Genomic DNA, 24,501 nt, shown 5'->3' with positions numbered 1-24,501 from the left:
TGGTTGAGCCTGTCGAAACCCCGCTGGTTGAGCCTGTCGAAACCCCGCGCAGCCTCCTGTGACAGGATCGACGCATGCGCATCGCCGTCACAGGAGGATCAGGCAAGCTCGGCCGCACGGTTGTGCGGGAGCTTGCGGCATCCGGTCACCACGTCATCAACCTCGACCAGCGCGGTGAGCGCGGGCCGGGCTTCGTGCAGGTCGACCTCACCGACTTCGGGCAGGTGATCGATGCGCTGAGCGGGGTGAACGACCGCCACAACGGCATCGACGCGCTCGTGCACCTGGCGGCGATCCCGGCACCGGGGATCGCGAGCGACGTCGCGACGTTCCACAACAACATGCTCGGCAGCTTCAACGTGTTCTGGGCGGCGCAGCGGCTCGGAATCACGCGGATCGTCTACGCCTCAAGCGAGACGGTGCTTGGTCTGCCGTTCGATGTGCCACCGCCCTACGTGCCGGTCGACGAGGACTACCCGGCCCGGCCGGAGAGCGTCTACTCGCTCGTCAAGCACCTTGAGGAGCAGCTGGCGATCGAGCTCGTGCGCTGGCATCCGGAGCTCTCGATCACGGCGCTGCGCTTCTCCAACGTCATGGACCCGGAGGACTACGCGGCCTTCGCCGCGTTCGACGCCGATGCCACGGCGCGCAAGTGGAACCTCTGGGGCTACATCGATGCCCGCGACGGGGCGCAGGCCGTGCAGCGGGCGCTGGATGTCGCGGCGCCCGGCTTCGACCGCTTCATCATCGCCGCAGCCGATACCGTGATGACCCGGCCGAACGCCGAGCTGCTCGCGGAGGTGTTCCCCGGTGTGCCGCACAAGCGCGAGGTCGGGCCGAACGAGACGCTGCTCTCGATCGACAAGGCGCGCAGGGTGCTCGGCTACGAGCCGCGACACAGCTGGCGCCACCTCGCGACCCCGATCTCCGTCGACTGAGCCGGCGCGCGTCGAAAACCGCGCCAGCATCGCAGTCAGTTCCTGAGATTGCATTGGAAGCGGCTGCCGCCTTTCGCGACGCTGCGCGTCGCGCTTGTCGAAATCAGGCCACCCGATCGACGCCTTCGAAGCCAGAGACCAGCTCCGTCGCCTAACGTTGTAGGTGGAACAATCCGGCGCGCGCCGCGGTTCCATCCGGTAGCGGTCCCATTGCGCCATCCGGCCCCGCCGCACTGAAAGGCAGTCGTGTCACCCCACGCTTCACCCGCAACACCCACCGAGACGTCCTTGGCGCTGAGCGAAGCCGAGGTGCTTGAGCTGCGCCGCGACTTCCCGGCACTCGCCGAGGAGGTGAACGGGCAGCCGCTCGCGTACCTGGATTCCGGGGCGACGGCGCAGCGGCCGGCATCCGTTCTCGATGCCGAACACGACTTCCTGATCCACAGCAACGCCGCCGTGCACCGCGGCGCGCACACCCTCGCCGGGCTCGCGACTGAGGCCTACGAAGACGCCCGCGCGACCGTCGCCGCCTTCATCGGTGCGCAGCCGGACGAGATCGTCTGGACAGCCAACGCCACCGACGCGCTCAACCTCGTCGCCTACGGCATCGGCAACGCATCCCGCGGTCGCGGGGGAGCAGCCGCCGGCCGCTTCGCGCTCGCGGCAGGCGACGAGATCGTCGTGACCGAGGCGGAGCACCACGCCAACCTCGTGCCCTGGCAGGAGCTCGCAGCCAGCACCGGCGCAACGCTGCGCTTCATCCCCGTCGACGACGACGGCATCTACACGCTGGCGGATGCCGCGGCCCTCCTCACCGAGCGCACCCGCATCGTCGCCATCGGCCACGTCTCCAACGTCACCGGATTCATCGCGCCCATCGCCGAGATCGCCGCCCTGGCCCACGAGCACGGCGCGCTCGTCGTGCTGGACGCCTGCCAGTCGGCCCCGCACCGCCGCCTCGACGTGGCCGAGCTCGGCGTCGACTTCCTCGCCTTCAGCGGCCACAAGATGCTCGGCCCGACCGGCATCGGCGTGCTCTGGGGCCGCGCCGAGCTGCTGAACGCGCTGCCGCCGTTCCGTACAGGCGGGTCGATGATCAGCACCGTCACGATGGAGTCGTCCACCTTCCTGCCCGCCCCGCAGCGGTTCGAGGCCGGCACACAGCCGGTGTCGCAGGCCGTCGCACTGGCCGAGGCCGTGCGTTACCTGGAGCGCGTCGGGCTCGAGCGCATCGATGCCCGCGAGGACGAACTCGCCCAGCGGATGCTGGCGGGGCTCGCCGAGATCGACGGCATCCGCATCGTCGGCCCCGCAGCGGGCGTCCCGCGCGCCGGGCTCGTGAGCTTCGACGTCGACGGGGTCCACGCCCACGATGTCGGTCAGTTCCTGGACGCGCAGGGCATCGCCGTGCGGGTCGGCCACCACTGCGCACAGCCGCTGCACCGCCGCCTCGGCCTGACCGCGACGACGCGCGCCAGCGCCTACCTGTACACGACCACCGAGGAGGTCGACCGTTTCCTCGCCGCCGTCGCCGGCGTGCGCGGCTACTTCGGTGTCACGGATTCTGTTGGCGCGGAGGCCGGCGCATGAGCAGCCTCGACGGGCTGTACCAGCAGCTGATTCTCGACCACTCCAAGAAGCGCGCGGGCGACGGGGTGCTCGACCACCACGATGCCGAGCACTTCGAGCGAAACCCCAGCTGCGGCGACGAGATCACCGTGCAGCTCGCCATGGAGCCGGGCACCGACCGGGTGGCGTCGTTCGGCTGGACGGGCAGCGGATGCAGCATCTCGATGGCTTCCGCCTCCGTGCTCTCCGAGCTGGCTCCCGGCATGAGTATCGACGAACTGCAGAAGCTGATCGAGGAGTTCCGCGAGATGCTGCGCTCGCGTGGCGCCGGTGAGCCGGACGACGAGGTGCTCGGCGATGCGGTCGCCTTCCACGGCGTCTCGAAGTTCGTGATGCGGATCAAGTGCGCGATGCTCGCGTGGGTCGCCGCCGAGGCCTGCCTGCTCGAGGTCCGCGCCGCCCACTGACCCGCGCCCAAACCCACGCTGGCTCGAGCGAGCGGCGGCGCGACGAAGGAGCAGCGACGCACGCGAAGCCGAGTGCCCCGCCGCACACGCTGTTCGGCCGTGTCGGGGCTTCGCTCGTTCCTCGCTCAGCCGGCGTGAGGGGTGGCTCGCCGCACGAACTCACGCTGGCTCGAGCGAGCGGCGCCGCGACGAAGGAGCAGCGCCGCACGCGAAGCCGAGTGCCCCGCCGCACACGCTGTTCGGCCGTGTCAGGGCCTCGCTCGTTCCTCGCTCAGCCGGCGTTGGGGGCTGCCGCTCACACTCACGCTGGCTCGAGCGAGCGGAGCCGCGACGAAGGAGCAGCGCCGCACGCGAAGCCGAGTGCCCCGCCGAACACATCCGCCCCGGGGTAGCATCCCCTCATGCGCTTCGACTTCACCTCCCCGCTCTGGAAGTGGGACTCGCAGGGCGCCTCCTGGTACTTCGTGACGCTGCCGGAGGAGGTCAGCGAGGACATCCGCGAGGTGCCCCGGATGCCGCGCGGCTTCGGCGCTATCAAGGTGCGCGTCACCGTCGGCGGCTCAACCTGGAGCACCTCGGTGTTCCCGGACTCCCGCACCGGTGGCCACTGGCTGCCGATCAAGAAGGCCGTGCGCGTCGCCGAAGGGCTCGAGGAGGACGCTCCGGTGTCGGTCTCCTTGGAGCTCGTCGAGTTCTGAGCGTGCGGCGCACGCCCGCCGGCTACAGCCCGAACGCCACCAGCGCCTCGGTGATCGCCGCCTGGATTTGCGGGCTGTCGATCGTGGCTGTGCCATCGCCCGGCTGCACGCCGTAGTCCCCGAAGCCGGCGTGGTTCGCGCCGTCGATCTGGACGAAGACCGCGTCCTCCGGCAGCAGGTGCGCGGCCCCGTCGATCTTCTCCGGCGTGCTCAGGCCGTCCTCGCTGCCGCTGATGCTGAGCACCTGCAGCCCGGAGTCGCTGATGTCGTTGGCGCAGTAGCTGCCGAACAGCACGAGACCCACCACGCCGTCGTCGGCGGCATCCGGCGCGTCGACCAGCTGGCAGGCGCGCACGCCGCCGAGGGAGTGCCCGCCGACGTACCACTCGTCCACGGCGGGTGCGTCGGCGGTGAAGGTGTCGAGCGGCCGGGTGTCGAAGAAGGCCAGGTTCAGCGTCGGCTTGGTGATGACGACCGTCGCGCCGGTCTCCTCGACGATGCCGGAGAGCTTGTACATGTACGCGTACGGGTCGACCTTGGCGCCCGGGATGAACACGAGGCCCGTGGCGGAGGCGTTCTCGGCCGGCGCGAGCACGACCGAGTGGTCGGTGGACGTCACGACGATGTCGGGGTTCTCCCACACCTCGAGCGCGGCCGGCCGCTCGCCCATCATCACCGAGTGCGCCCAGAACAGCACGCCGAGCACGAGCAGTGCCAGGATGCTGAGCACCCACAGGACGGCGGTGCGGACGCGGTGCCTGCCGCGCGGGCGGGTCGGGCGGGGCTTCTCGGTGTCGGTGCTCACATCGCCATTCTCTCAGCTCGTCTACCGCGGCATCCGGCACGCGCCGAGCCCGCGCACAACTGGCACTCAGGGGGCGCACAAACTGCGGGCATAGCGTCGAAGTGAGGCCGGAATCGAACGCGGCAACGCCTTCGCCCCGGTGCTCCGAACGCAACATTTGTTTTGAGATGGAGAGTGTGATGGCTGTTTACGACGTAGCTGGACGATCGGCGATCGTGACCGGAGCCGGCAGCGGCATCGGGCGCGCGGTGGCGATCGAGCTGGCGGCAAGTGGCGCAGCGGTGCTGGTCAACGACCTCAACGCGGATGCCGCCGCGGCCGTGGTCGAGGAGATCCGCGCGGCCGGCGGCACCGCAGAGGCGTCCGTCGGCGACGTGACCGACCAGGCCTGGAACGAGTCGTCGATCGCGGCGGCGAACGCCCTGGCCCCACTGCGCATCGCCGTGAACAACGCCGGCATCGGCGGGCCCGCCTCGTCGGTGGGGGAGTACCCGCTCGACGGCTGGTCGAAGGTCATCGAGGTGAACCTCAACTCGCTGTTCTACGGCATGCGCGCACAGCTGCCCGCGATCGCCGCGAACGGCGGCGGCGCGGTCGTCAACGTCGCCTCCATCCTCGGCAGCGTCGGTTTCGCCAACGCGCCGGCCTACGTCGCGGCCAAGCACGGCGTCGTCGGGCTGACAAAGACCGCCGCCATCGAGTACGCCTCACAGGGTGTGCGCGTGAACTCCGTCGGACCCGGCTTCATCAAGACGCCGCTCATCGACTCCACCATGGATGCCGACGCGCAGGCCTACCTCGAGAGCCTGCACCCGATCGGTCGCCTCGGCCAGCCTGAGGAGGTCGCGGCCCTCGTCGCGTTCCTCGCCAGCGATGCCGCCAGCTTCGTCACCGGCAGCTACCACCTCGTCGACGGCGGCTACACCGCCAAGTAGCGCTGTCGCCAGCAACGGCCGTCCACCTCGGTGGACGGCCGTTCTCGTTGCCGCGCTGATCTGACACATGTGGCCGCCCCACCTGTGGCGGATCGCACAGTCGTTTGCGAGTGCGAGTGCGAGTGCGAGTGCGAGTGCGTGCGAGACGTGCGTGTGAGACGTGAGGCACGTCATAACTTGTGTGGGATCCAGCCGAGCTTCACCGCTAGTGGTTCGATTCGGATGTTTCCTTGGCTAGGGGTATCTGGCCACGCCAGTTCGCGGTGGCGAGCTGGATCACGGCACAGCTCGCCTGATCACGGCTTCCCGGCCGTTTCCTGCGGGCGGGATGGCCGGCAATCGTTTCAGCGCAGCTGTAACGGCAGCGAATACGGGTCGGCGCGTTGGTGCGAGTCCTGAAAGTCGCATGGGGCTTGCGTGGGGCAACTCCCGGTCGGCATCCGCTCAGAATGGCTACGGCGTGGTAAGCGCTCAGCAGTCGATCCGGCAGGTGAAACGCGTCGAGGCTTGGTCTTTTGCGTCTGATGCCCCCTAGAGTGAGGGCATGTTCGGCACACCTAAGTCTGCAAGCCTTGATATTGAGACGGTCCGCAAGAATGCCCAGATCCTTGTGATCGACGACCAAGAATGGCCATATCAAGCTGCTCTAGCCTCGGAGGGCTACCACATTGAACGATGGCCGGACGTTCAGAGCCTTTCCCGTCTGACCGACGGGTACTACTCTCTGATCCTGTTGGACATCCATGGAGTAGGTCTAAAGGAGGACCCCAAGGGTCAGGGCATTGGAATTCTGGACTATATCAAGCGCACGAATCCATCGCAGCGAGTCATCGTCTATTCGGCAAAGCGACAGCTCATTTCTTCAACGCCGATTCTCACGAAGGCGGATGCGATTTTCGACAAGGGTGAGTCGTATGTTAACTTCCGCGTCGAGATCGATAAGTTTCTGGTGTCCGGCGCGACACCTGGGTATTTCATATCGACTATCAACCGTGAACTCGGCGGTGATGCCGCGTCAGTTCCGAGACTCATTCCAAAAGCCTTGAAGGCCTTGCGCACAGGAAATATCTCGCCGCTCGCGCGCTATCTGGAATCAACGCTCAATGATGAGCAGAAAGTGAAGATTATCGTGTCGATAGTCACTGCAGGGTTCAAGGTGCTGAGCGAATTTGCAAAGTGATTCGGGGCTCTGGAGCGTCTTCCCGTACCCCACGCTCCGACTCGGTGAAATTACCGCTGGATCGACTGTGCCAACGCACCCAGATTGTGAGAGATGTAGTTCTCGTGAGTGTGTCAAAGACGAGCAGACGGTCCCTGGCCAGTCCGCAGTTTGTCGCTACGGCCTGCTATACGCACCGATCGATGACACGAGGCGGGTCGTGGGGCTCGTCGGCGCAAATCTGCTTAATCCATCCCCCCGTGCGCGGCAGCGCTTTCAGAACGAGCGGGAGCGACATGTGCGCGTGGAGGCAGTCCACCGCGCTGTAGAGGCAGTCCGCAAGGCAGCCCCGGGTCTCGTAGACGACATGCACGTGCAGCGAGAACTTGTACTTGAGAGCTTGAAGACGGACCCAGCACTATTGGCTGCCGTCGGCAACGTGCTCCGCAAAGACCTTGAAGACAATCTCAGTCAGAGCCACGACTTCCTTCAGCTTGTGAAAGTCATACGCGGCCACGCGGAGGTGCTTCTGCTCCAGAAGCATCCGAATCTTCCGCCAGAGGAAGCGGCAGAGCAGGAGCCCACCGAGGGCGCGATCTTCTTCGCAACCACGTTGATGGCGTCTAAGGTTGACTCGCTAGCATTCTTGAACGAAGTGAACCGCGCCTTTGGTGATCTGCGTCGTTTCGAAATCCATCCACTCCTGTTGAAGTACGTTCGAATTTACGCCTGGCAGGCCAAGCAGAAGAACCTCAAGCTCAACTTGAACGGCCGCTGCTTCGCCGTCTGTTACTACAATCCCGATGCGATCATCGCGATCGTCCAGGGTTTCTTGGACAACATGGTGAAGTACGCACCTGCCAGTTCTAGCGGGACGATCAGTATTGACGAGGGAGAGGATGAGGTGCGCATTGCTTTCAATTCTTTGGGTCCTCGGATTAGCGCGGATGAGACGGGCAGGATCTTTCTCCCGCGCATTCGCGGGGTTGCCGCACGCGAACTTGAACCAACCGGTCAAGGCGTTGGCTTGGGGGTGGTAAAGGAGCTGTCTGATGCCCTGGACCTTGACGCACGCGTGTCTCAGCGGAGCACGGCCGCTTCGGGGTTCCCCGGCTACTTCGAGACAACCTTTAGCTTTCGGGTGAGGAAGACCGGCACGTCGCATTCTCGCGATCGCTAGTGCTGCAACTTGCACGTACCGAAGGAACCTGATCGCGGCATGAATTGCCCTGTGCCGGTGCGATGCGACAGTCGCCATGAAGTTGGTTCGCGGAGCGGCGAGCTCATCGTGCGACCTTGTCGGTTAGGTATCGCTCCAAGACGCGAGATCCGACGCCGATGCGTGATCGTGCCGCGAAATGACCGGTTCGCACTCAGCTGATCAGGGATGATCCTTGCATCTTGATACTTGACCGAAGCGGTGCCCACCGCAAGTTTCGAGTAAGTGCCGTCATCGTGCGGATGCGGAGGGGGCGAGCTGCCCAGGGCAGCCGTCGAGCACGCGCGCGATCGCGTCGCGCTCCGGCGCCGTCACCCAGAGCCCGTACTCCGACTTCACCGCGACCTGGCGAGCGACGTACTCGCAGCGGAAGCCCTTCGCCGGCGGCAGCCAGGTGGCGGCGTCGCTCGCGCCCTTGCGGGAGTTGCTCGGCCCGTCGACGGCGAGCAGATTGAGCGGGTCGTTGGCGAAGGCCAGTCGCTGCTCGGCCGTGAGCTGCTGCGCCCCGGTCTCCCACGCGTTCATGAGGGCGACGACGTGGTCGATCTGCACGGCCTGCGACGTGCCCTGGCCGCGCACGAAGTCGATGCTCGTGCCCGTGTACGGGTCGGCGAGCAGGCCGCTGAACACGCGGCATCCGCTCGGCCGATCGATGCTCGTGAGGTCGCGGGCGAGGATGTCGTTGCGGGTGTCACAACCGTTCTGGTCGACGTCGCGCCAGGCGCTGCCGAAGCTCTCGGTGCGGTCGTAGCCGGTCTTCGGCGCGCGGCCCTTCACCGGAAGAGTGGCGAGCAGCTCAGCGGCGGTGGTGCCCGTGCCCTCGGATGCCGGCGGCTCCAGCGTAGGCATCGGCACCGGCACTGCTGTGCTCGGCACCTCTACTTCGGCGCTGCCGGCCTCGACGCCCGGTGCCACGTTCGCCGGGCCCGTGAGGGCGGTCATCGCCGTGTAGGCCAGCACCGCGAGGAGCGGAACGAGGAGCCACGCCGTGCGGGTCAGTCGTGTTCGTGCCCGCGCGCGGCCGGCTCGTGTGTTGTTGCCCATGAATCCCTTGTGTTTGGCGCCGGCCTTCAAAACTAGTACATAAATATGTACATATTTTCGACGATGGCTCTATTCTGGAAGGCATGAACGCCCGCCCCCTCACCGTGACGACGGTGGCCGATGCGCGCGCGGGGCTCTCCGGAGTGCTGCGCAGCTTCCGGGCGGACCCGGCGGGAGCGCCGCCAGTCGTGCTCGGATCGCACCGTAAGGCGGAGGCCGTGATCATGCCGTACGCGCGCTTCGAGCAGATTCTGCTCGCCGCCGCCGGTGTCACCGACGAGCGCGTGGCCGAGCGGGACCAGGACACGCGCCCGGAACTCGGCAGCGACGGCCCTGGCGCGGGCCACACGTCGCAGCTTGACGCCGACGCCGATTCAGCTCGCCCGGCGGACTCGGTGCCGCCGACCGACCAGGTCCCTCCGGTCGATCCGGTCGAGCACAGCGAGCAGATCGAGCGCTGGCTTCGAGGGCTCGACGTCACCCTCGCCACCGCGTCCGAGATCGTCGATCGCGGCCGGGACGCCTTCCGCGAGGATGCCGCACTGCCGCTGGCCTGCGAGGCGCTCACCACCCGAGTGGGCGAGCTGGCCCGGCTGCTCGTCGCGGCCGACCCCGAGCGCTTCGACGATCCGATGTGGTCACTGGTCGCCCGCAGCCAGGAGATCGTCGTTCAGCACTACAGTCGCGTCGACGAGCAAATGATGTGGGTCACTGTCGCCGAGGGCTTCCCCGAGATCGAGGACCTGGTGTTGGGAGCCCGGGAGGGTGTGGACGGCGCGGATGCCGGCGCGCACATCGATCCGGGGCCGTTGCCGCTGTCCTGACGTCCGATCCTGAGCCTGCTCCGCGAGGGCGCGCAGTCACGCCCCCACGGATCGGACCAGGCTAGCGTTCGTCAGTGTCGTGCCGGCGCCAGCGCCGTTTCGCGCCGATCTGCCGGTTCACTGCGAAGGGCGCCCGCCGCGCGGGCCCCTGGCCGCGCCACTGGTGCGGCTTGCACAGCGCGCAGCCGCGGTGACGACGATGGGGTGAATGTGCCATCGAATTTCTCCGTTCCCGTTCACTCCCCGCCCGGGTGGGCAGGGTAGGGGAGGAGGATTCGAGGTCATGCCGTCATCCTGCCAGCACGCACGGACATTCGATCTGAGATCGCGTCGAGTCGATCGTGGCGGACGCCTGGTTGCCGGCTATGAGGCGGTCGCCGGTGCCGGCACGACCCCGGCCTCCGGAGTCACTGTCACCGCGCTGCCGTGCTGCGGTCCAGTGAGTGTGAGGGTGTAGGAAAGACCATCGGCGCTTGGTGCATAATCGGCTGTGGTGCCAACCGGCAACGCCACGACCACGGACCCATCCGGCGTCTTGAGAGTTGAGTCCTCACCAATCACGAGTGACGCAGGCCGGACGCCCGACGGGCTCAACTGGTCGAGTGCGAACGCCGCCGTCCCTGCGGCCTGAGAGAGTGCGGATTGCTCCAGCTCGGCCGACGCAAATGAAGCGGGGGCCGGTGCGGAAGGCGCTCCGAGACTGCCCAGGTAGTTGACGGCAATGATGAGGGCGACTGCGAACACCGCAAGCTTCATGAGCCCAGGGAGGATTGAGCGGCGCTTCTTTGACGGTCGACGCGACGGCGGACGGCTCGGAGCGGTGCGCTGCGGTCGCGCGGTGGCAGCCCCCTTCGATGCGACTTGGCTGAGCCTTCTTGCGTCGGCTGCGAGCTCAGGCTCTAGCGCCTCGAAGTGGCTCTGGAGGTCCCGCGGATCCACGGTCGACACCGGTAGCAAGCTCCAGGTGCGAGGTCGCACCGCGGCATCCACAATGCGTTGCACCTGCTCGTCACTGTAGATGCGGCGCGACTGTAGTGCACCAAGCAGTTCCGAATCGCGCTCGACACCGACCGTTACATCGTCGCCGTCCGGTGCGGCTTTGATCACAAGCTTGCGGGCGCCGACCACGACAACGACGCCTGCGGTCTCGACCGTGAGCCCGCTGGCCTGCGTGAGCAGTTTCGCGGCACGCCGCGCTTCGAAAGCAGCGTTCGAGATGTGATGCTGCGGATGGTTGCTCACTCGCAATGCGCGACCGGCGACCCAGACATCCTTGTTGGCGTGATGCTTGGTGTTGATCGTGTAGACACCGGCGGGCCCGATCAGCACATGGTCGATGTCGCTGCCCTCGCTGCCGACAGGCACCGAGTGCAATACCGTCCACTCATCGCCAAGGCGGCTCAGGATGTCGGCAACGCGGCGTTCACCCACGGCGCCGGCGTACCACGAGTGAATCTCGTCCGGCAGCTTTCGGCGACCGTTGTGCGCATCGGTGGTTGCCTCTGCGCTGAGACGAAGGACTTGTTCCATGAGCGATTGGGCCGGGATTCGGCCGCGGAGATCGCGGGGATCGAAGACGGTCGGCGCTGTCTCCGGCTCCGGTAGAGACGCCAGAGGCTGCACTGTGCTCTGTGCGGCTTTGACTGTGCCGGGCTGTGCGTATTCGTTGGCCAAGAGTGGGTCGCGTGGATGCCGATGCTCCTCCCACGCCTCGCCCGACCACCAACGCCACTGGGCGTCATCCACCGGGTCGGCGTACCAGCCCGAGGGCGGTTGTGGCGGTGCAGGCTGGAGCCCCTCGTCGTCGACGGCAAGAGCGTGGCGACCGGGCATCCGTCACGGTATCGCGCCGTTCGTTGGAGGCGCTGGCCCCAATGGCGGGGTGAAGCGCGGGCGGCCTAGCCGGACAGTGCGGCGAGCAGCAGCCTTGCGATCGGCGTCGTCAGCACCGCGAACACGAGCACGTTCACCGCGACGGTGACCCAGAACACCGCGCGGAAGCTTCGTTTCTGCGTCTTGTGCCGGAGCATCTGCTGGGCGCAGATCGCACCGGGCCAGCCGCCGATCACCGCGAGCAGGTGCAGGGTGTTCTCCGGGACGCGCCAGCTGCCCTTCCTGGCCGCCGATTTGTCGGAGGCATAGACCGCGAAGCAGATGACGCTCGCGAGCACGTACAGGCCCACGACCCAAAGCGGAATCGGCCAGTTCGCATTCACCACGAGCGCGAATGCGATGAATGCGAGGATCACCAGACAGTTGCCGGCCCCGGCAGCACGTCGTCTGCGGGCACCACCCGAGGCGTGGTCGCGCTGCGGCAGCGGGCTCCGCGGCCTCTGCGAGCCGCGCTGCTGGGGAGACCTCTGCCGGCTCTCAGCGCCTGGACCGGTGTAGCGGATGTCGCGGGCCCGGCTCTTGCCGTCGGCACCGCGCTCGACCAGATAGCTGATGCTCTCGCCGTGCTGCGGTCGTTCGGCCCGGGCGGGGAAGGCCGAGATGTGCGCGAACACCTTCGCGCCCGCGAGGGACTCGACGAAGCCGAAGCCGCGCTCATCGTTCCAGCTGGTCAGTGTTCCCCAGCTGCGCTCAGCCCCAGTCCCCATCCGTCGATCGTAGCGGCGGCGGCCTCGGCGGCACGCCGCAGCACCCCTCCGTTTTCGGCCTACTCGGGCGGGCGACTACGGTTATTGAGGTCAGAAAAGGGGGCACAGCCGATGAGCGACATCGCGGGCGAATTGGCGCGGGTTCGCGAGGCGTTCGACAAGCCGACGCTGCGCCTGCTCGATCGCAAGTGGGCGCCCTTCGTGCTGGCCGTCTTCAAGTGCTCCTTCAGCCGCGATCGGCGCAGCATCCAGGCCGAGCGGCTGCACGCTCAGGTCGACGCCTACCTCGCCGATCTCCGCACGATCGGCGCCGACACCCCTACAGGCAACGGCCGTTCCCTCTGCGTGCAGTGGATGAACGACCAGTGGCTCTACCGCGACACCGGCGACAGCGACGACGGCGCCGAGGAGAACGGTGCGGCCCGCGAAGACTCGGCAACCACCGAAGAGTTCTACTCGCTCACCTCGCACGCGCTCGAGGCACTCTCACTCGTCGAGAGCCTCGCCCGCGACCGCGCCCTGATCAGCGAGTCCCGGCTCACGATGATCGTGGATGCCGTGCGCCACCGTGCCACGCAGGCCAACCCCGACCGCGACGAACGCGTGCGACGCCTCGACCAGCAGATCGCCGAGCTGCAGAGCGAGCGCGACCGGGTGGCTGGCGGAGGAGAGATCGCCGCGGCATCCGTCGAGGACATGCGCGAGGGCTACGCCAACCTCATCGACCTGATCGGCCAGCTGCCCGGCGACTTCAAGCGGGTGGAAGAGTCCGTGGCGACGATGCACCGGCAGATCGTCAACGACTTCCGGGCCGAGGACCGCCCGGTCGGCGAGGTGCTCGACGAGTATCTCGCCAAGACCGACGCGCTCATGTCGCTGACGGCCGAGGGCCGCGCGTTCGAGGGCGCCTTCGAGCTGCTCCGCGATGACGCGCTCCTGCTCGACCTCAAGGGCGACCTCGAGACGATCCTCTCGCACCCCTTCGCCGCGCAGCTGAAGCCGATCGAACGGCGCAGCTTCGGCGCGACCGTCACCCTGATCCGCCGCGGCATCGACGACGTGCTGACGCAGCGCAACGGCCTCACGACGACGTTGCGCGAGCACATCGTCAACCACGACATCGTCAAGGACCGCGAGCTCGAGGGTCTGCTGCGCGACATCAACAAGGAACTCGTCACGTGGATGCAGACGGCCGGCCCGCAGTCGCGGGTGCGCGCAGAGATCATGCCGGGCAACCTCGACGCCCCGCACCTGCGTGAGCGCTTCTACGACCCCGAATCCCACGTTCCGCCGGCCGCGCTGGCCGACGTCTCGCAGCACGCCCCCGAGGTGCTGAGCCTGGGCGAGATGCGCAAGCAGGGCGGCCCGCAGCTGTCGGAGATGCGCGATGCGCTCGTCGACGCCCTCGGCGCGAGTGGATCGTCCGGAAGCGACACCTCGATCGGCGACGTGTTCAACGCGCTCGCGCCCGAGCTCCGCCGCCCGGTCGAGATCCTCGGGCTCATGCAGCTGGCGACGCAGATCGACGCCGTCTCGCACACCGGCGCGGATGAGGGCAGCGGCAGCGGCACCCACAAGTTGAGCACCGAGGAGTACGTGACGGTGCGCCCCGACGGCACGATGCGCACCTTCGCGGTACCGCGCATCACCCTTAGCGATGACGAAACGGCGGCCCTCGCGGCCTTGAACTCTGGAGCGAACAGTGACTGACGACCGACGCGACGAACCATCCGCGGGCGGCGAGCTCGGCACCAAACCGTTCGGGCACAAGTCCGTCATCGAGCACGCCGGCAATGCAGACAGTGCGGGCGGTGCGAGCAGCGCTGCTGACAGCGCCGCGTTCACCGACGGCGACGCCTTCGTCGGCGCCGACGACAGTGCGGACGCCGACGGTGAAAGCCTGTCGCTGTTCGAGGGTGACGAGGGCGGGCTCTCCGCCGCCCAGCGCCGCACCCTCGTGCTGCTGCTCAAGCACCGCTACATCTCGGCATCCGACCACCCTGCCGCCTGGCGGACGCTCGTCGCCTCGACCGGCCTGATCAAGTCGCGCCTCAACGACCTGTTCCTCGACCTGCACGTCGACCGACACTACGAGGTGGCGTTCAAGCGGCAGGCGCAGAGTGAGGGCGGCGCCGCCTTCCCGACCGTGCTGCACGACACCTCCTACAACCGCGAGGAGACGATCCTGCTCGTCGTGCTGCGCCAGCGCTTCCGCAGCGAACGCGCCAACGGCCACGACTTCGTCATCGTCGACCGCGACAATCTGCTCGAGAAGGTCGCGCACTTCCGGCCGGCGCACGCCACCAACCGCTCCGGCGACGCGAAGCGGGCATCCGCGGCGATCGAGACCCTCGCCAAGGCGCAGGTGCTGCTGCGCACGAGCGACCCCGACCGTTTCCGCATCGCACCCGTGATCGAGGTGCTGCTGCCCGTGCAGCGCCTCGCCGAGCTGCTCGACTGGCTGCGCGCCGAGAATGGAAGCGAGAGCGTCGAGATCGCGGATGCCACCGAGCCGCTGGTCGAGGTCGCGAATGCCGCGGACACCGATGGTCGAGAAGCGAGCGACGAGCGTCTCGAGACCGGGGCACCGGGTGTCGATACGGCCGCGGGTGGCCCACTCGACCAGCAGGAAGAACCCGACCCTGATGCGGACACTGATCCCGATGGTCGAGTAGCGAGGAACGAGCGTATCGAGACCTCCGACGCCGAAACTCCCGCCGCCGAGCCCGAACTGGAGCCAGCAGTATGAGCGATTCCCCGCTGTTCTACATCGACGGCGCCACCGAGGGCACAACGCAGTGGCGGGCCGAGACGTTTCAGATGGTCAACTGGGGCGGCTTCCACGGCCACCACTCGGTCGCGCTCGCGTCGACCGCGACCCTGGTGTCCGGGGCATCCGGAACCGGCAAGAGCACCCTGCTCGACGCTTACCTCGCGCTCATGATGCCCTCGGACACCCCGTTCAACGGCGCTTCCAACGACGCTGGATCCGGCCGGGCCCGCAGCGCGGAGCAGCGCAACGTGCTCACCTACCTGCGCGGCAAGACCGACGACAACCGCGAAGCCGAGACTGGCGCGCTGCACGACCAGGTGCTGCGCGGTGCGGGTGAGCCCACCTGGGGCGCCATCGCGATGACGTTCATCGACGACAACCAGCGCCGCTTCACCGTGCTGCGCACGTATTACGTGCCGCGTTCGACGCACAGCTACTCCGATCTGTCGATGAAGATGGCCACCTACGACGGCGCGCTGAACCTCGCCGAGCTTCAGGATGTCGTCGCCGCCCGGTTCGAGAAGCGGGCTCTCAAGGCGCGCTTCGCCGGCATCGAGGTCTTCGACACCTACGCCGCCTTCGCGCAGACCCTCTACACGCGGCTCGGCATCGGGGCCAACGGGGAGGGCGGCAAGGCGCTGCGCCTGCTCGCCCGCATCCAGGCCGGCCAGCAGGTCAAGACCGTCGACGGCCTCTACAAGTCGATGGTGCTCGAGCGCCCGGCTACCTACGCCGCCGCCGACAAGGCCGTCAACCACTTCGAAGACCTCGAACGCTCCTACGGCGCGATGGTCACCGAGGCGCAGAAGGCGCAGGTGCTGGAGCGTCTGCCCGAGCTGCAGAAGCAGTTCATCGAGGCCAACGACCGCGCCGACCTCGTCGACACCTTCGGCGTCACCCGCAGCGGCGACACCCCGCTGCGCCTCTGGGAGCTCGCGACCGAGCAGCGCCTGCTCGACGCCGCCGATGACGTGAACCGGGCCGAGCGGAAGCGCGCCCAGGCCGAACTCGGCGCCGCCACCGCAGCCGAGAAGGACCTCAAGGAACGCCTCGCCGAGAGCCAGCGTCGCCAGCGCGCCAACGGCGGCGATGTGCTCGACGAGCTGAAGACCGAGGTCGCCCGGCTCACCGAGACCCGCGACGACCGCCTCGCCTCCCGCGCCCGCTTCGACGAGCGCGTCTCCGTGCTCGCCCAGCCGATGGGCACGCTCGACGAGTTCACCGCGGCGCAGGCCGTGGCCGCCGAGACCCTCGCCGCCTTCGCCGACGCCCAGACGCAGGCCGAGGCGCACCGGGAGACGCTCCGCCGGGAGCAGTACCCGCTCGAGGAGCAGATCCGCGTCCTCAAGAAGGAGCGCGACTTCCTCGACGGTCGACACAGCCTCGTTCCCCAGCACCTGCACGCCGCACGCCTCGCCATCGCTGAGGCGGCTGGCATGGCATCCGATGAACTGCCCTTCCTCGCCGAGCTCATCGACATCGCGCCCGGCGAGGAGCGCTGGCGCCAGGCCGCCGAGGTCACGCTCGGTTCGGTCGCGCGCATTCTGCTCGTCGACGAGACCAAGCTCGCCGCGCTCGGCCGGGCGATCGACCCGCTCCGGCTGCCGGTGCGCATCCACTTCGAGGGCGTGCCGCTCGGCGCGGTGACGGATGCCGCGGGCGAGAGCGCCGACCCGGGCCTCGTCTCGGGCAAGCTCGTGCACAAGGCGTCGCCGTTCACCACGTGGGTGCACCAGCGGGTGCGGCAGGCCTCGCTCGACGCCCGCTGCGTCGAGACGCCGGCCGAGTTCGGCGACGACGGCCCCTACGTGGCGCTCAGCGGGCAGACTCGCAACGGCAGCCGCGGCGCACACGGCATGAACCGCGACCAGAAGCCGATCATCGGTTTCTCGAGCCAGGCCAGGCAGGACGAGATCGAGCAGGAGCTCGCGCAGCTCACCGTCTCGGTCGAGCAGCTGGGATCCCAGGCGCACACCCTCGCGGCCGAGCTGGCCGCGCTGCGGGCTCGCCGCGACGCCAGCCAGTCGGTGGCGGATGCCGTCTGGGCCCTCCTCGACGTCGACACCGCCGAGACCGCGCTCGCCGGCAAGAACGCCGAGCTGGAGCGGGTGCTGGCCAACAGCGACGTGCTCCGCGCGCTGCAGGAGGAGGAGCAGCGGCTCGAGGCCGAGCTCGAGGCGGCGCAGACGCAGCGTTTCGAGGCCGAGCGCGCCGCCCGCGTGCTGGCGTCGGCGCAGTCGGAGCTCGTCGACCGCGAGGATGCCGTCAACGCCCAGCTGGAGCGCATCGCCGACGAGGAGTCGGTGACGCTCTCCGAGGAGCAGACGGCGCATCTCGACGCCGAGTTCGAGGCCGTCGGCGATCCAGACGACCTCGAGAGCTTCGCCGCCGGCCTCAAGCGCCTCCGCGAACGCCTGACCGAGCAGTCCGCCAGCGAACGCGAGCGGGCCGTGCAGGCCGCGGGCGCGATGCGGAGCATCTTCGAGTCCTACCAGCGCGCCTGGCCGGACCCGACGATCGGCACCGGCCTCGACTCGTACCAGAGCTACCGCGACATCCTCGATTCCGTGCTCACCCTCGGCCTGCACGAGCGCCGCCAGGAGTGGAAGCGCCGCCTCGCCGCGTGGAGCGGCCAGGATCTGGTGCCGCTCGCTGGTGCCTTCGACTCCGCGATCTCGCAGATCGAGGACCGCCTGCACCCGATCAACGAGATCCTCGCGACGCTGCCGTTCGGAGCGGGCCGCGACCGCCTCACGATCACGCTGCGCCGCCTGCACCGCGACGACGCCACGGCGTTCCGCAAGGAGCTCAAGCAGCTCTCCTCCGGTGCGACCGAGCAGTTCACCGACGAGCAGACCGAGGAACGCTTCCTGCGGCTGCAGGCGTTCATGGCCGGCATCCGCAAGCCGGAGGACGAGTCGAAGCCGTCGCCGACGCGTGACCTGCTGCTCGACGTGCGCCGGCACGTGGAGGTCACCGCCTCACGCCTGAACGCCGACGGGGAGGAACTCAGCACCTACTCCTCGCTCGGCGGCAAGAGCGGTGGCGAATCACAAGAACTGGTCGCGTTCGTCGTCGGCGCCGCGCTGCGCTTCCAGCTCGGTGACGAGAGCCGCACCCGGCCGCGCTTCGCGCCCGTGTTCCTCGACGAGGGCTTCGTGAAGTCCGACGCCGAGTTCGCCGGCCGTGCCGTCGCCGCGTGGAAGGGCCTCGGCTTCCAGCTCATCGTCGGCGCCCCGCTCGACAAGGTCACCGCCCTCGAGCCGTACATGGACCTGGTGCTCTCGATCACGAAGAACCACGCCGCCGGTTACTCCTACATCAACCCGATCGCCGACGCCGCGGCGCCCGCGGTCGCGCCTTCTCCGGTTGAGCCCACCCCGTTGGTTGAGCCTGTCGAAACCCCATTGGCTTCGCCCGCCTCGCTGGTTGAGCCTGTCGAAACCCCGGAGCTGCTCCCCGCCGACTAGCCGACCCGCACACTCCACGCTGGCTCGAGGGAGCAGCCGAGGAACGAGGCCGCCCCCAAAGCCAAGTGTCCGCCGTGATCGAGTTGCCGCGGATGCCGGGGCATCGGTGTCCGCGGATCCGCTCGGGGCTTCGCGAGCGAGCCTCCTTCGTCAGCTCGTTCGCTCGAGCCGGCGTGGCGGAGACTCGCTCGCGAAACTCACGCTGGCGCTCCCTCAGCCGGCGTGCGGGAGGCAGTGGGGGCGCGAGGATCGCGCACACTCCACGCTGGCTCGAGGGAGCAGCCGAGGAACGAGGCCGCCCCCGAAGCCAAGTGTCGGCCGTGATCGAGTCGCCCCGGGCGGCGAGGCCACCATCAGTGCGACGCGATGAACGTGACCGCCCCGATGAACCCGGGCAGCGCGATCAGCGTCAGCACCGCCAGCACAACCAACCCGGCCCAGCGCACGGTGCGCGAGACCCACCACCGTCCGATGCTCGGCACCACCAGTGCACCGAGCGCGGTCACACCGGCGCCGATGAGCAGCACGACGCCGATCGGCACGTAGACCACGGTCGCGAGCAGCGGGGACGCGGCCAGCCACGGGCGCCTCGGCCGCAGTGGCAACCGCCTGCTGTACCAGCCGAACACCGCGGCGAGCAGCATCCCCTGCCCGATGAGGAGGATCGAGAACAGCACGACCGCGAGCCAGCCGGGCTCGATGAAGCCGAAGTCGGGGTTATCGGGGCGCAGTGGATCCTCGTTGGGGGCGCCGATCACCAGCAACAGCAGCCCGTAGATGAGGCCGCCCAGCCATCCGCGGGGCAGCCAGCGGTAGATGAACGCGAACACGACCGCGCTGAGGAAGGCGCCGGGCAGCGCGCCGAAGAGGAACAGGCTGAGCGTGCCCTCGAACGAGATCGTGCCGACAAAGGCCTGTGCCTCGGTGAAGAAGTCGGTCGCATCGGGCGACGTAAGCGCAAGGGCGCGCATGATCAGCCGGGAGGCGGGCAGCGTCCAGAGCAGCGCCGTGCCGAAACTCGCGACCGTGACCACCGTCGCCCACCAGAGGTAGCGGCGGAGCGCGAGCCTAACGCGACGCGCGCGCGGGGCGGATGCCGGCGCGGCCGCGGTGTCCGTGGAATCCGTGTCGGCGGCACCCGTGTCGGCGGCATCCGGTGGGCTCAGGCTCAGCCGGCCCCAGAGCACCATCAGCACCAGACCACACAGCGCCAGTGCGCTGCACACGATCACAATCAGCATGGGCCGACCCCTTTCCGCCGCAATTCTGGCGGATCAGTCGGTCGCCAAGCTACAGGGAGTTCCCGGATGTGCCGCCTCGGCCGCGGCGAGCGTGCCGTCGCTGAAGGAGCACCCGCCCGGTGCCCGCCCTCGCCGCGATCAACCGACCGGTCGCGCCGACACCGGCGGCTCGCCGATCTCGTCGATTGAGTGCCCGGCGCAGGGGCTCCGGGTGGCCGTCGCCCGTTGGACGCGGTGCAGGGCGAACCAGCGCACGTCGTCGCGCAGGCGACACCACGCCACGAGCAGCCATCGCCCGCCGGTGAACGCGAAGATCATCGGTTCCACCTCACGCCGCGTGGCCTGCCCGCGGGCGTCGACGTAGTCGATGTTCACGGTGACCTGTTCGACGAGGGCCTTCTCGAGCACGGTCATCACGCGGCGCGGGGCGCTCGGCCCGACGTCGACCCAGACCCGTCGGGAGAGATCCGCGGCTTGCCGCCGGGTGCCCGGGTCGAGCACGTCGCGAATCTTGTTGGCTGCTGCACGCGCAGAATCCGAGTACGGTGCCTGCGTCGCGACCGCGACCGCCGTGTTGATCGCCAGCGCCTGCGCGGCGGTCAGGTTCACCGGCGGCAGACTCGTGATCTCGGCCAGGCCGTAGCCGCCGCCGGGGCCCGTGCGGCCCCAGACCGGCAGGCCGCCGGCCTCCAACGCGGCGAGGTCGCGTTTGATCGTGCGGGTGGTTACCTCGAACTCGTCGGCGAGTTGCTGGGCCGTGCGCCCGCGAGCCGGGGCGCGGCGCAGCGACTCGGTGAGGGCATGCAGGCGCTCGGTACGGTTCACCCGTCCATGATCGCAGAATGGCAAAGAAAGTGACAGGAATAGTGACATACTGCTGTCCGGTGGCTGCCGGACGATGGATACATGGACCACACCACGAATACTCTGCCCACAAGTTCTCTGCCCACAAACACTCTGCCCTCGCTCATTCTCGTTCCCGGCCACTGGCTCGGCGCCTGGGCGTGGGACGGCGTCGCGTCCGAGCTCCGCGCCCGGGGCCACGCCGTCACCGCGGTCACGCTGCCCGGCCTTGACCCCGACGACCCGGATCGTGCGACGCGGACACTGGACGACCAGGCCGAGGCACTGCGGCAGGCCGTGGCCGCGGCATCCGCCGACGGCAGCGCCGTCGTGCTCGTCGCACACAGCGGGGCGGGCGTTCCCGTTTCGCTGCTCCTCGACCAGGACCCCACCGCGGTCAGCCGCGTCGTCTACGTCGACAGTGGCCCGTCGGGTGACGGCTCAGTGTTCGACGCCGACTTCCCGGCGGAGCAGGCAGACTCGGAGCTCCCGCCGTTCGACCAGCTCCAGGCGAGCCCGGACGGGGTGAGCGAGCAGGACCTTCGCGTGTTCCGCGAGCGGGCGGTGCCGCAGCCCGGCCCCGTCATGCGACAGGTGGTGCATCTCACGAACGATGCTCGGCGGGACGTGCCGTCCACGATCATCGCCTGCTCGTTCCCCTCGGAGGTGCTGATGCAGATGGCCCGGGCGGGCAACGAGATGATGGCCGAGGTGGCCTCGCTCCGCGACCTTGAACTGGTCGACCTGCCGACCGGGCACTGGCCGATGTGGAGCCGGCCGGTAGAGCTCGCCGCCACGATCTCGACCGCAGCCGAACGCTGAGCCCGAGCGGCGCTCCCTCAGCTCGCGGGGGAGCGCCCCTCCAGCGCGTCGTCGAACTGGTAGTGCGTCTCCAAGTAACTGGCGATGAACGGGCAGCGCGGCACGATCCGCAGCTGGCGGTCGCGGGCATCGCTGAGCGCCCACTCGACGAGCCGTGTCGCGATGCCGTGGCCGGTGAAGGCGGGCTCGGTCACCGTGTGGGTGAACACGATCCGCGCCGGCGGCCGGAGCACGAACTCCGCGTACCCCGCGATCTCCGAGCCGAGCACGGCCTCGTAGCGGTGAGCCTCGTCGTTTCGCCGGAACTGCAGTGCGGCGGCATCCACGGTCTCATCCGCGACCCCATCCTCGGACGCGTTGCTCAGTCGATCGTCTCCCATGTCTGCCTCTCCTTTGCTCCTCACCCTACGCGCGGCGCGGTGCCCGCGCTCGATACCCTCGGAGTCATGCGTCAACGAGTGCGGGAGTGGTGACCATGGAGAACGCGATCGCACCGGATGTCGCGCCACGCAGCGTGCTGACGGCCGGCGTCGACCTCGCTGCCGAGCCGAAGAAGACGGCGTTGGCGATCGTCGACTGGTCCGCGCGCGGCGCCCGGCTGGTGTCCCTCGCCGTCGGCGTGGACGACGCTGCGATCGTCGACGCGGCGGAGCAGGTCGACTCGATGGGCATCGACTGCGCCTTCGGCTGGCCCGACGACTTCGTCGCTTTCGTCTCGGGGCACGCCCAGAGCAACCGAGTCGATCTCTCGAACGACGAGGGGATGGCGTGGCGTCGGCGACTGGCCTACCGCGAGACCGACCGCGAGGTGCACCGCCGCATGGGGCGCTGGCCACTCAGCGTCGCGACCGATCGGCTCGGGCTCACCGCGATGCACTGCGCGGCGCTCCTGGACGCGATCGGCGACCGCATCGGCTCAGTCGATCGATCCGGCGCCGGCAAGGTCGCGGAGGTGTACCCCGGGGCCTCGCTCCGCATCTGGGGCCTCCTCGTTCCGAAGTACCGGGTCGACCGTGACGCCCGCGAACGCCTGCTCCAGGGCCTGACGGCCGAGGCCCCATGGCTCGACCTCGGCCCGCACATCGACGAACTGCTGCGCACGGATGACGCCCTCGACGCCCTGCTCGCCGCCCTCACTACCCGCGCCCACCTGGTCGGCCAGACCTTCCCCGTGCCCGAGGAGCACCGCGCCCAAGCGGCCCGCGAGGGCTGGATCGCGCTACCGTCCGGGCCGCTCTCCGCGTTGCTCGACGGCTTGGCCCCATAGGGGCGCCACCGCTTGCCGTGCCAGCGGCCGAGGCGTATCGTGCCTGCGCAGAGTCACGGACGATCGGAGACGCCATGCCCGCCACCGCACTGCCCTCCAGCGGAGACCAGCCCAACGACAACCAGGCCAGCGGATTGAAGACCTGCGACGCCAGCGGTATGGCTGAGATCCACCGGTTCTTCCGGGCCGGATTCGGCGAAGGCCCCGCGCTCATCGCCGGTGTCACCGAGGGGGATGCCGCACACGCTGACCGTGTCGGCGACCACCTGACGATGCTCTCGATCGGGCTGCACGCCCACCACGAGGGCGAGGACACGATGCTCTGGGATCGTCTCGAAACCAGAGCTCCCGCCTGCGCGGCGCACGTCGCGCGGATGAAGGAGCAGCACGCCGTCATGCTGACCCACCTGCAGGCCCTCGACGCGGGCCTGCCCGTGTGGCGGGCCAGCGGGCGCGCTCAGGACGCGGCATCCGTCACGCAAGCGCTCGCCGGAATCAACACTGCCCTCGCCGTGCACCTGCCAGACGAGGAGACCAACATCGTCCCGGTGATGGAGACGACGCTGACGCAGAAGGAGGTCGAGTGGTTCGCCGAGCACGGCCGCAACGCCACGCCGAAGGGCAAGACCATGATCCAGCTCGGCGCGATTCTCGCCGCGCAGCCGGACGGCGGCACCGAGTGGCAGCACAAGCACTTGCCGGGGCCGGTGCGTCTGATCTGGCGCACGGTCGGCGCGCGCAAGTACGCGCGCTACCGTGCTGCCCTGGTGAACTAGGCGCGAACATCGGCCGAACTCCCCGTTCGGGGGGTGCCACCGCGGGCGCGCGCGGGCTACGGTGACTGAGAAACTCTCAGGGGAGCCGATGGCGACTACCGCAACGATGCGCGATCGCTTCGCGGGACAGCTCGTCATCGACGAGACGCTGCGAAGGCAGCTCGACGTGCCGCCCCGCACCACCGTTCAGCGCTTCTTCGGGAGCTGCCCGCTGTCGGATGACGCGCGCCCTTGGTACCTCGGCGCGGTCGGTGAGATCGCTGTCGGCGACATCCTCGAACGCCTACCAGACGGCTGGTCCGCCCGCCACGCGCTGCCCATCGGAACCAAGGAAACCGACATCGACCACCTGGTCATCGGGCCCGGCGGCGTCTTCACCATCAATACGAAGCACCACGCTGGCCAGAACATTTGGGTCGCCGGGCGTACCGTGCTGGTCGATGGGCAACGAGAGCAGCACATCCCCAAGGCCGAGGGGGAGGCCGGCAAGGTCGCTCGGCTCTTGGGCGAGCGGATGCCGCATCCGGTGCCCGTGCACCCGCTGATCGTGTTCGTCGATCCCAAGCGCATCATGGTGAAGGCGCAGCCGGAGCGCGTGCGCGTGCTGAACTCACACGAGGTGCGCCGCTGGCTGAAGCAGCAGCCGGACGCACTCAACCCCGCTGCGGTCAGCGACCTGCTGGCCATCATCGACGACCCCGCGCTCTGGCGGGCGACGGATGCCGGCGACCCCGCCGAGGCCCGGCGCCAGTTCGCGGAGCTACACGATGAGGTGCGCTCGGCCCGGGGTCGGCGCCGTCTCTGGGCGCTGGCGGGGATGGCCGGTCTGCTCGTGCTCGCCGTCGGCGCGTTGGCGCTGCTGCCGACGCTCGTCCCGCTCGTGATGGGCCCGCTCTTCGGCCAGTGACATTCGTGGACCGCGGCGTGTGCATGTCTGCATGCAAAGGAAACATGCGGCCCCACTTGTCCAATGGTGGGGCGGCAGCCGTCGCGGTGTCGACCGCGCTTCTCGGCTTGGTTTGGCTGAGGGTGGCGCAGGATTCTGACGCGG

General features: G+C 68.6%; 22 protein-coding genes. 15 read left to right on the top strand and 7 right to left on the bottom strand.

Annotated features, from left to right (window positions below; genetic code table 11):
• The first annotated feature begins 74 nt into the window (after positions 1-74).
• From EV379_RS11830 to EV379_RS11815, 4 genes are all read left to right on the top strand, one after another.
• On the top strand, positions 75-938 hold the full coding sequence (locus tag EV379_RS11830; protein WP_130506306.1) for an NAD-dependent epimerase/dehydratase family protein: 864 nt from the start codon (positions 75-77) through the stop codon (positions 936-938).
• Between the two features lie 288 nt (positions 939-1,226).
• A complete protein-coding gene (locus tag EV379_RS11825) occupies positions 1,227-2,528 on the top strand; it encodes an aminotransferase class V-fold PLP-dependent enzyme (protein WP_242616350.1) in 1,302 nt (433 codons plus the stop codon).
• Positions 2,525-2,974 (top strand): Fe-S cluster assembly sulfur transfer protein SufU, encoded by a 450-nt coding sequence (sufU, locus tag EV379_RS11820; RefSeq protein ID WP_130506304.1) that lies wholly within the window; start codon positions 2,525-2,527, stop codon positions 2,972-2,974. The genes EV379_RS11825 and sufU overlap by 4 nt, the downstream gene beginning before the upstream one ends.
• Positions 2,975-3,375: 401 nt before the next feature.
• On the top strand, positions 3,376-3,672 hold the full coding sequence (locus EV379_RS11815) for a DUF1905 domain-containing protein (RefSeq protein WP_130506303.1): 297 nt from the start codon (positions 3,376-3,378) through the stop codon (positions 3,670-3,672).
• 22 nt (positions 3,673-3,694) lie between these two features.
• Here EV379_RS11815 and EV379_RS11810 read toward each other — a convergent pair whose 3' ends face one another.
• On the bottom strand, positions 3,695-4,477 hold the full coding sequence (locus EV379_RS11810) for an alpha/beta hydrolase (protein ID WP_242616349.1): 783 nt from the start codon (positions 4,475-4,477) through the stop codon (positions 3,695-3,697).
• Between the two features lie 179 nt (positions 4,478-4,656).
• On the opposite strand from EV379_RS11810, the gene EV379_RS11805 reads away from it, so the two are divergent.
• The 3 genes from EV379_RS11805 (at position 4,657) to EV379_RS11795 (ending at position 7,751) form a co-directional block, all read left to right on the top strand.
• Complete coding sequence (locus tag EV379_RS11805; RefSeq protein WP_130506302.1) at positions 4,657-5,412, top strand: SDR family NAD(P)-dependent oxidoreductase; 756 nt, start codon at positions 4,657-4,659, stop codon at positions 5,410-5,412.
• Positions 5,413-5,956: 544 nt separating this feature from the next.
• Positions 5,957-6,592, top strand: coding sequence for a hypothetical protein (locus EV379_RS11800; RefSeq protein WP_130506301.1), 636 nt, complete (start codon positions 5,957-5,959; stop codon positions 6,590-6,592).
• A 346-nt stretch (positions 6,593-6,938) separates the two neighbouring features.
• Entirely contained in the window at positions 6,939-7,751 is an 813-nt protein-coding gene (locus EV379_RS11795) for an ATP-binding protein (RefSeq protein ID WP_130506300.1), read from the top strand.
• Between the two features lie 270 nt (positions 7,752-8,021).
• Here EV379_RS11795 and EV379_RS11790 read toward each other — a convergent pair whose 3' ends face one another.
• Positions 8,022-8,834, bottom strand: coding sequence for an HNH endonuclease family protein (locus EV379_RS11790; protein ID WP_207226248.1), 813 nt, complete (start codon positions 8,832-8,834; stop codon positions 8,022-8,024).
• 83 nt (positions 8,835-8,917) lie between these two features.
• Between EV379_RS11790 and EV379_RS11785 the strand changes: the two genes are divergently transcribed.
• Entirely contained in the window at positions 8,918-9,658 is a 741-nt protein-coding gene (locus tag EV379_RS11785) for a ribonuclease HepT family protein (protein ID WP_130506299.1), read from the top strand.
• Between the two features lie 363 nt (positions 9,659-10,021).
• Here EV379_RS11785 and EV379_RS11780 read toward each other — a convergent pair whose 3' ends face one another.
• Complete coding sequence (locus EV379_RS11780) at positions 10,022-11,188, bottom strand: nuclease-related domain-containing protein (protein WP_242616348.1); 1,167 nt, start codon at positions 11,186-11,188, stop codon at positions 10,022-10,024.
• Between the two features lie 368 nt (positions 11,189-11,556).
• Positions 11,557-12,258 (bottom strand): DUF1294 domain-containing protein, encoded by a 702-nt coding sequence (locus EV379_RS11775; protein WP_130506297.1) that lies wholly within the window; start codon positions 12,256-12,258, stop codon positions 11,557-11,559.
• A 111-nt stretch (positions 12,259-12,369) separates the two neighbouring features.
• Between EV379_RS11775 and EV379_RS11770 the strand changes: the two genes are divergently transcribed.
• The 3 genes from EV379_RS11770 to EV379_RS11760 are packed head-to-tail and all read left to right on the top strand — an operon-like array spanning position 12,370 to position 18,501.
• Entirely contained in the window at positions 12,370-13,968 is a 1,599-nt protein-coding gene (locus EV379_RS11770) for a DUF3375 domain-containing protein (protein ID WP_130506296.1), read from the top strand.
• On the top strand, positions 13,961-15,007 hold the full coding sequence (locus tag EV379_RS11765) for a DUF4194 domain-containing protein (RefSeq protein WP_165397359.1): 1,047 nt from the start codon (positions 13,961-13,963) through the stop codon (positions 15,005-15,007). Before EV379_RS11770 ends, EV379_RS11765 begins: the two co-directional genes overlap by 8 nt.
• Entirely contained in the window at positions 15,004-18,501 is a 3,498-nt protein-coding gene (locus tag EV379_RS11760) for an ATP-binding protein (RefSeq protein WP_130506294.1), read from the top strand. The genes EV379_RS11765 and EV379_RS11760 overlap by 4 nt, the downstream gene beginning before the upstream one ends.
• Before the next feature lie 353 nt (positions 18,502-18,854).
• Here EV379_RS11760 and EV379_RS11755 read toward each other — a convergent pair whose 3' ends face one another.
• The gene (locus EV379_RS11755; RefSeq protein WP_130506293.1) at positions 18,855-19,742 is read right to left on the bottom strand and encodes a hypothetical protein; all 888 of its coding nucleotides are present in this window, start codon (positions 19,740-19,742) and stop codon (positions 18,855-18,857) included.
• 138 nt (positions 19,743-19,880) lie between these two features.
• Positions 19,881-20,567, bottom strand: a complete 687-nt coding sequence (locus EV379_RS11750) for a helix-turn-helix transcriptional regulator (protein WP_130506292.1) — start codon at positions 20,565-20,567, stop codon at positions 19,881-19,883.
• 81 nt (positions 20,568-20,648) lie between these two features.
• Between EV379_RS11750 and EV379_RS11745 the strand changes: the two genes are divergently transcribed.
• A complete protein-coding gene (locus EV379_RS11745) occupies positions 20,649-21,407 on the top strand; it encodes an alpha/beta fold hydrolase (protein ID WP_130506291.1) in 759 nt (252 codons plus the stop codon).
• Between the two features lie 17 nt (positions 21,408-21,424).
• Here EV379_RS11745 and EV379_RS11740 read toward each other — a convergent pair whose 3' ends face one another.
• Entirely contained in the window at positions 21,425-21,787 is a 363-nt protein-coding gene (locus tag EV379_RS11740) for a GNAT family N-acetyltransferase (protein WP_130506290.1), read from the bottom strand.
• Between the two features lie 95 nt (positions 21,788-21,882).
• On the opposite strand from EV379_RS11740, the gene EV379_RS11735 reads away from it, so the two are divergent.
• The 3 genes from EV379_RS11735 to EV379_RS11725 all read left to right on the top strand — a co-directional run bounded on the left by EV379_RS11735 (position 21,883) and on the right by EV379_RS11725 (position 24,357).
• Positions 21,883-22,674: a DUF429 domain-containing protein gene (locus EV379_RS11735; protein ID WP_242616347.1), complete on the top strand. Its 792-nt coding sequence runs from the start codon at positions 21,883-21,885 to the stop codon at positions 22,672-22,674.
• Between the two features lie 74 nt (positions 22,675-22,748).
• Positions 22,749-23,450, top strand: coding sequence for a hemerythrin domain-containing protein (locus EV379_RS11730; protein WP_130506289.1), 702 nt, complete (start codon positions 22,749-22,751; stop codon positions 23,448-23,450).
• A gap of 88 nt (positions 23,451-23,538) precedes the next feature.
• Positions 23,539-24,357: a nuclease-related domain-containing protein gene (locus EV379_RS11725; RefSeq protein WP_130506288.1), complete on the top strand. Its 819-nt coding sequence runs from the start codon at positions 23,539-23,541 to the stop codon at positions 24,355-24,357.
• Positions 24,358-24,501 lie beyond the last annotated feature (144 nt).

This window comes from Microterricola gilva (assembly GCF_004217495.1).
Classification (GTDB): Bacteria; Actinomycetota; Actinomycetes; order Actinomycetales; family Microbacteriaceae; genus Microterricola; species Microterricola gilva.
Note: the sequence above shows the minus strand (reverse complement) of the source record. Positions and strands in the feature narration are given on the sequence as shown.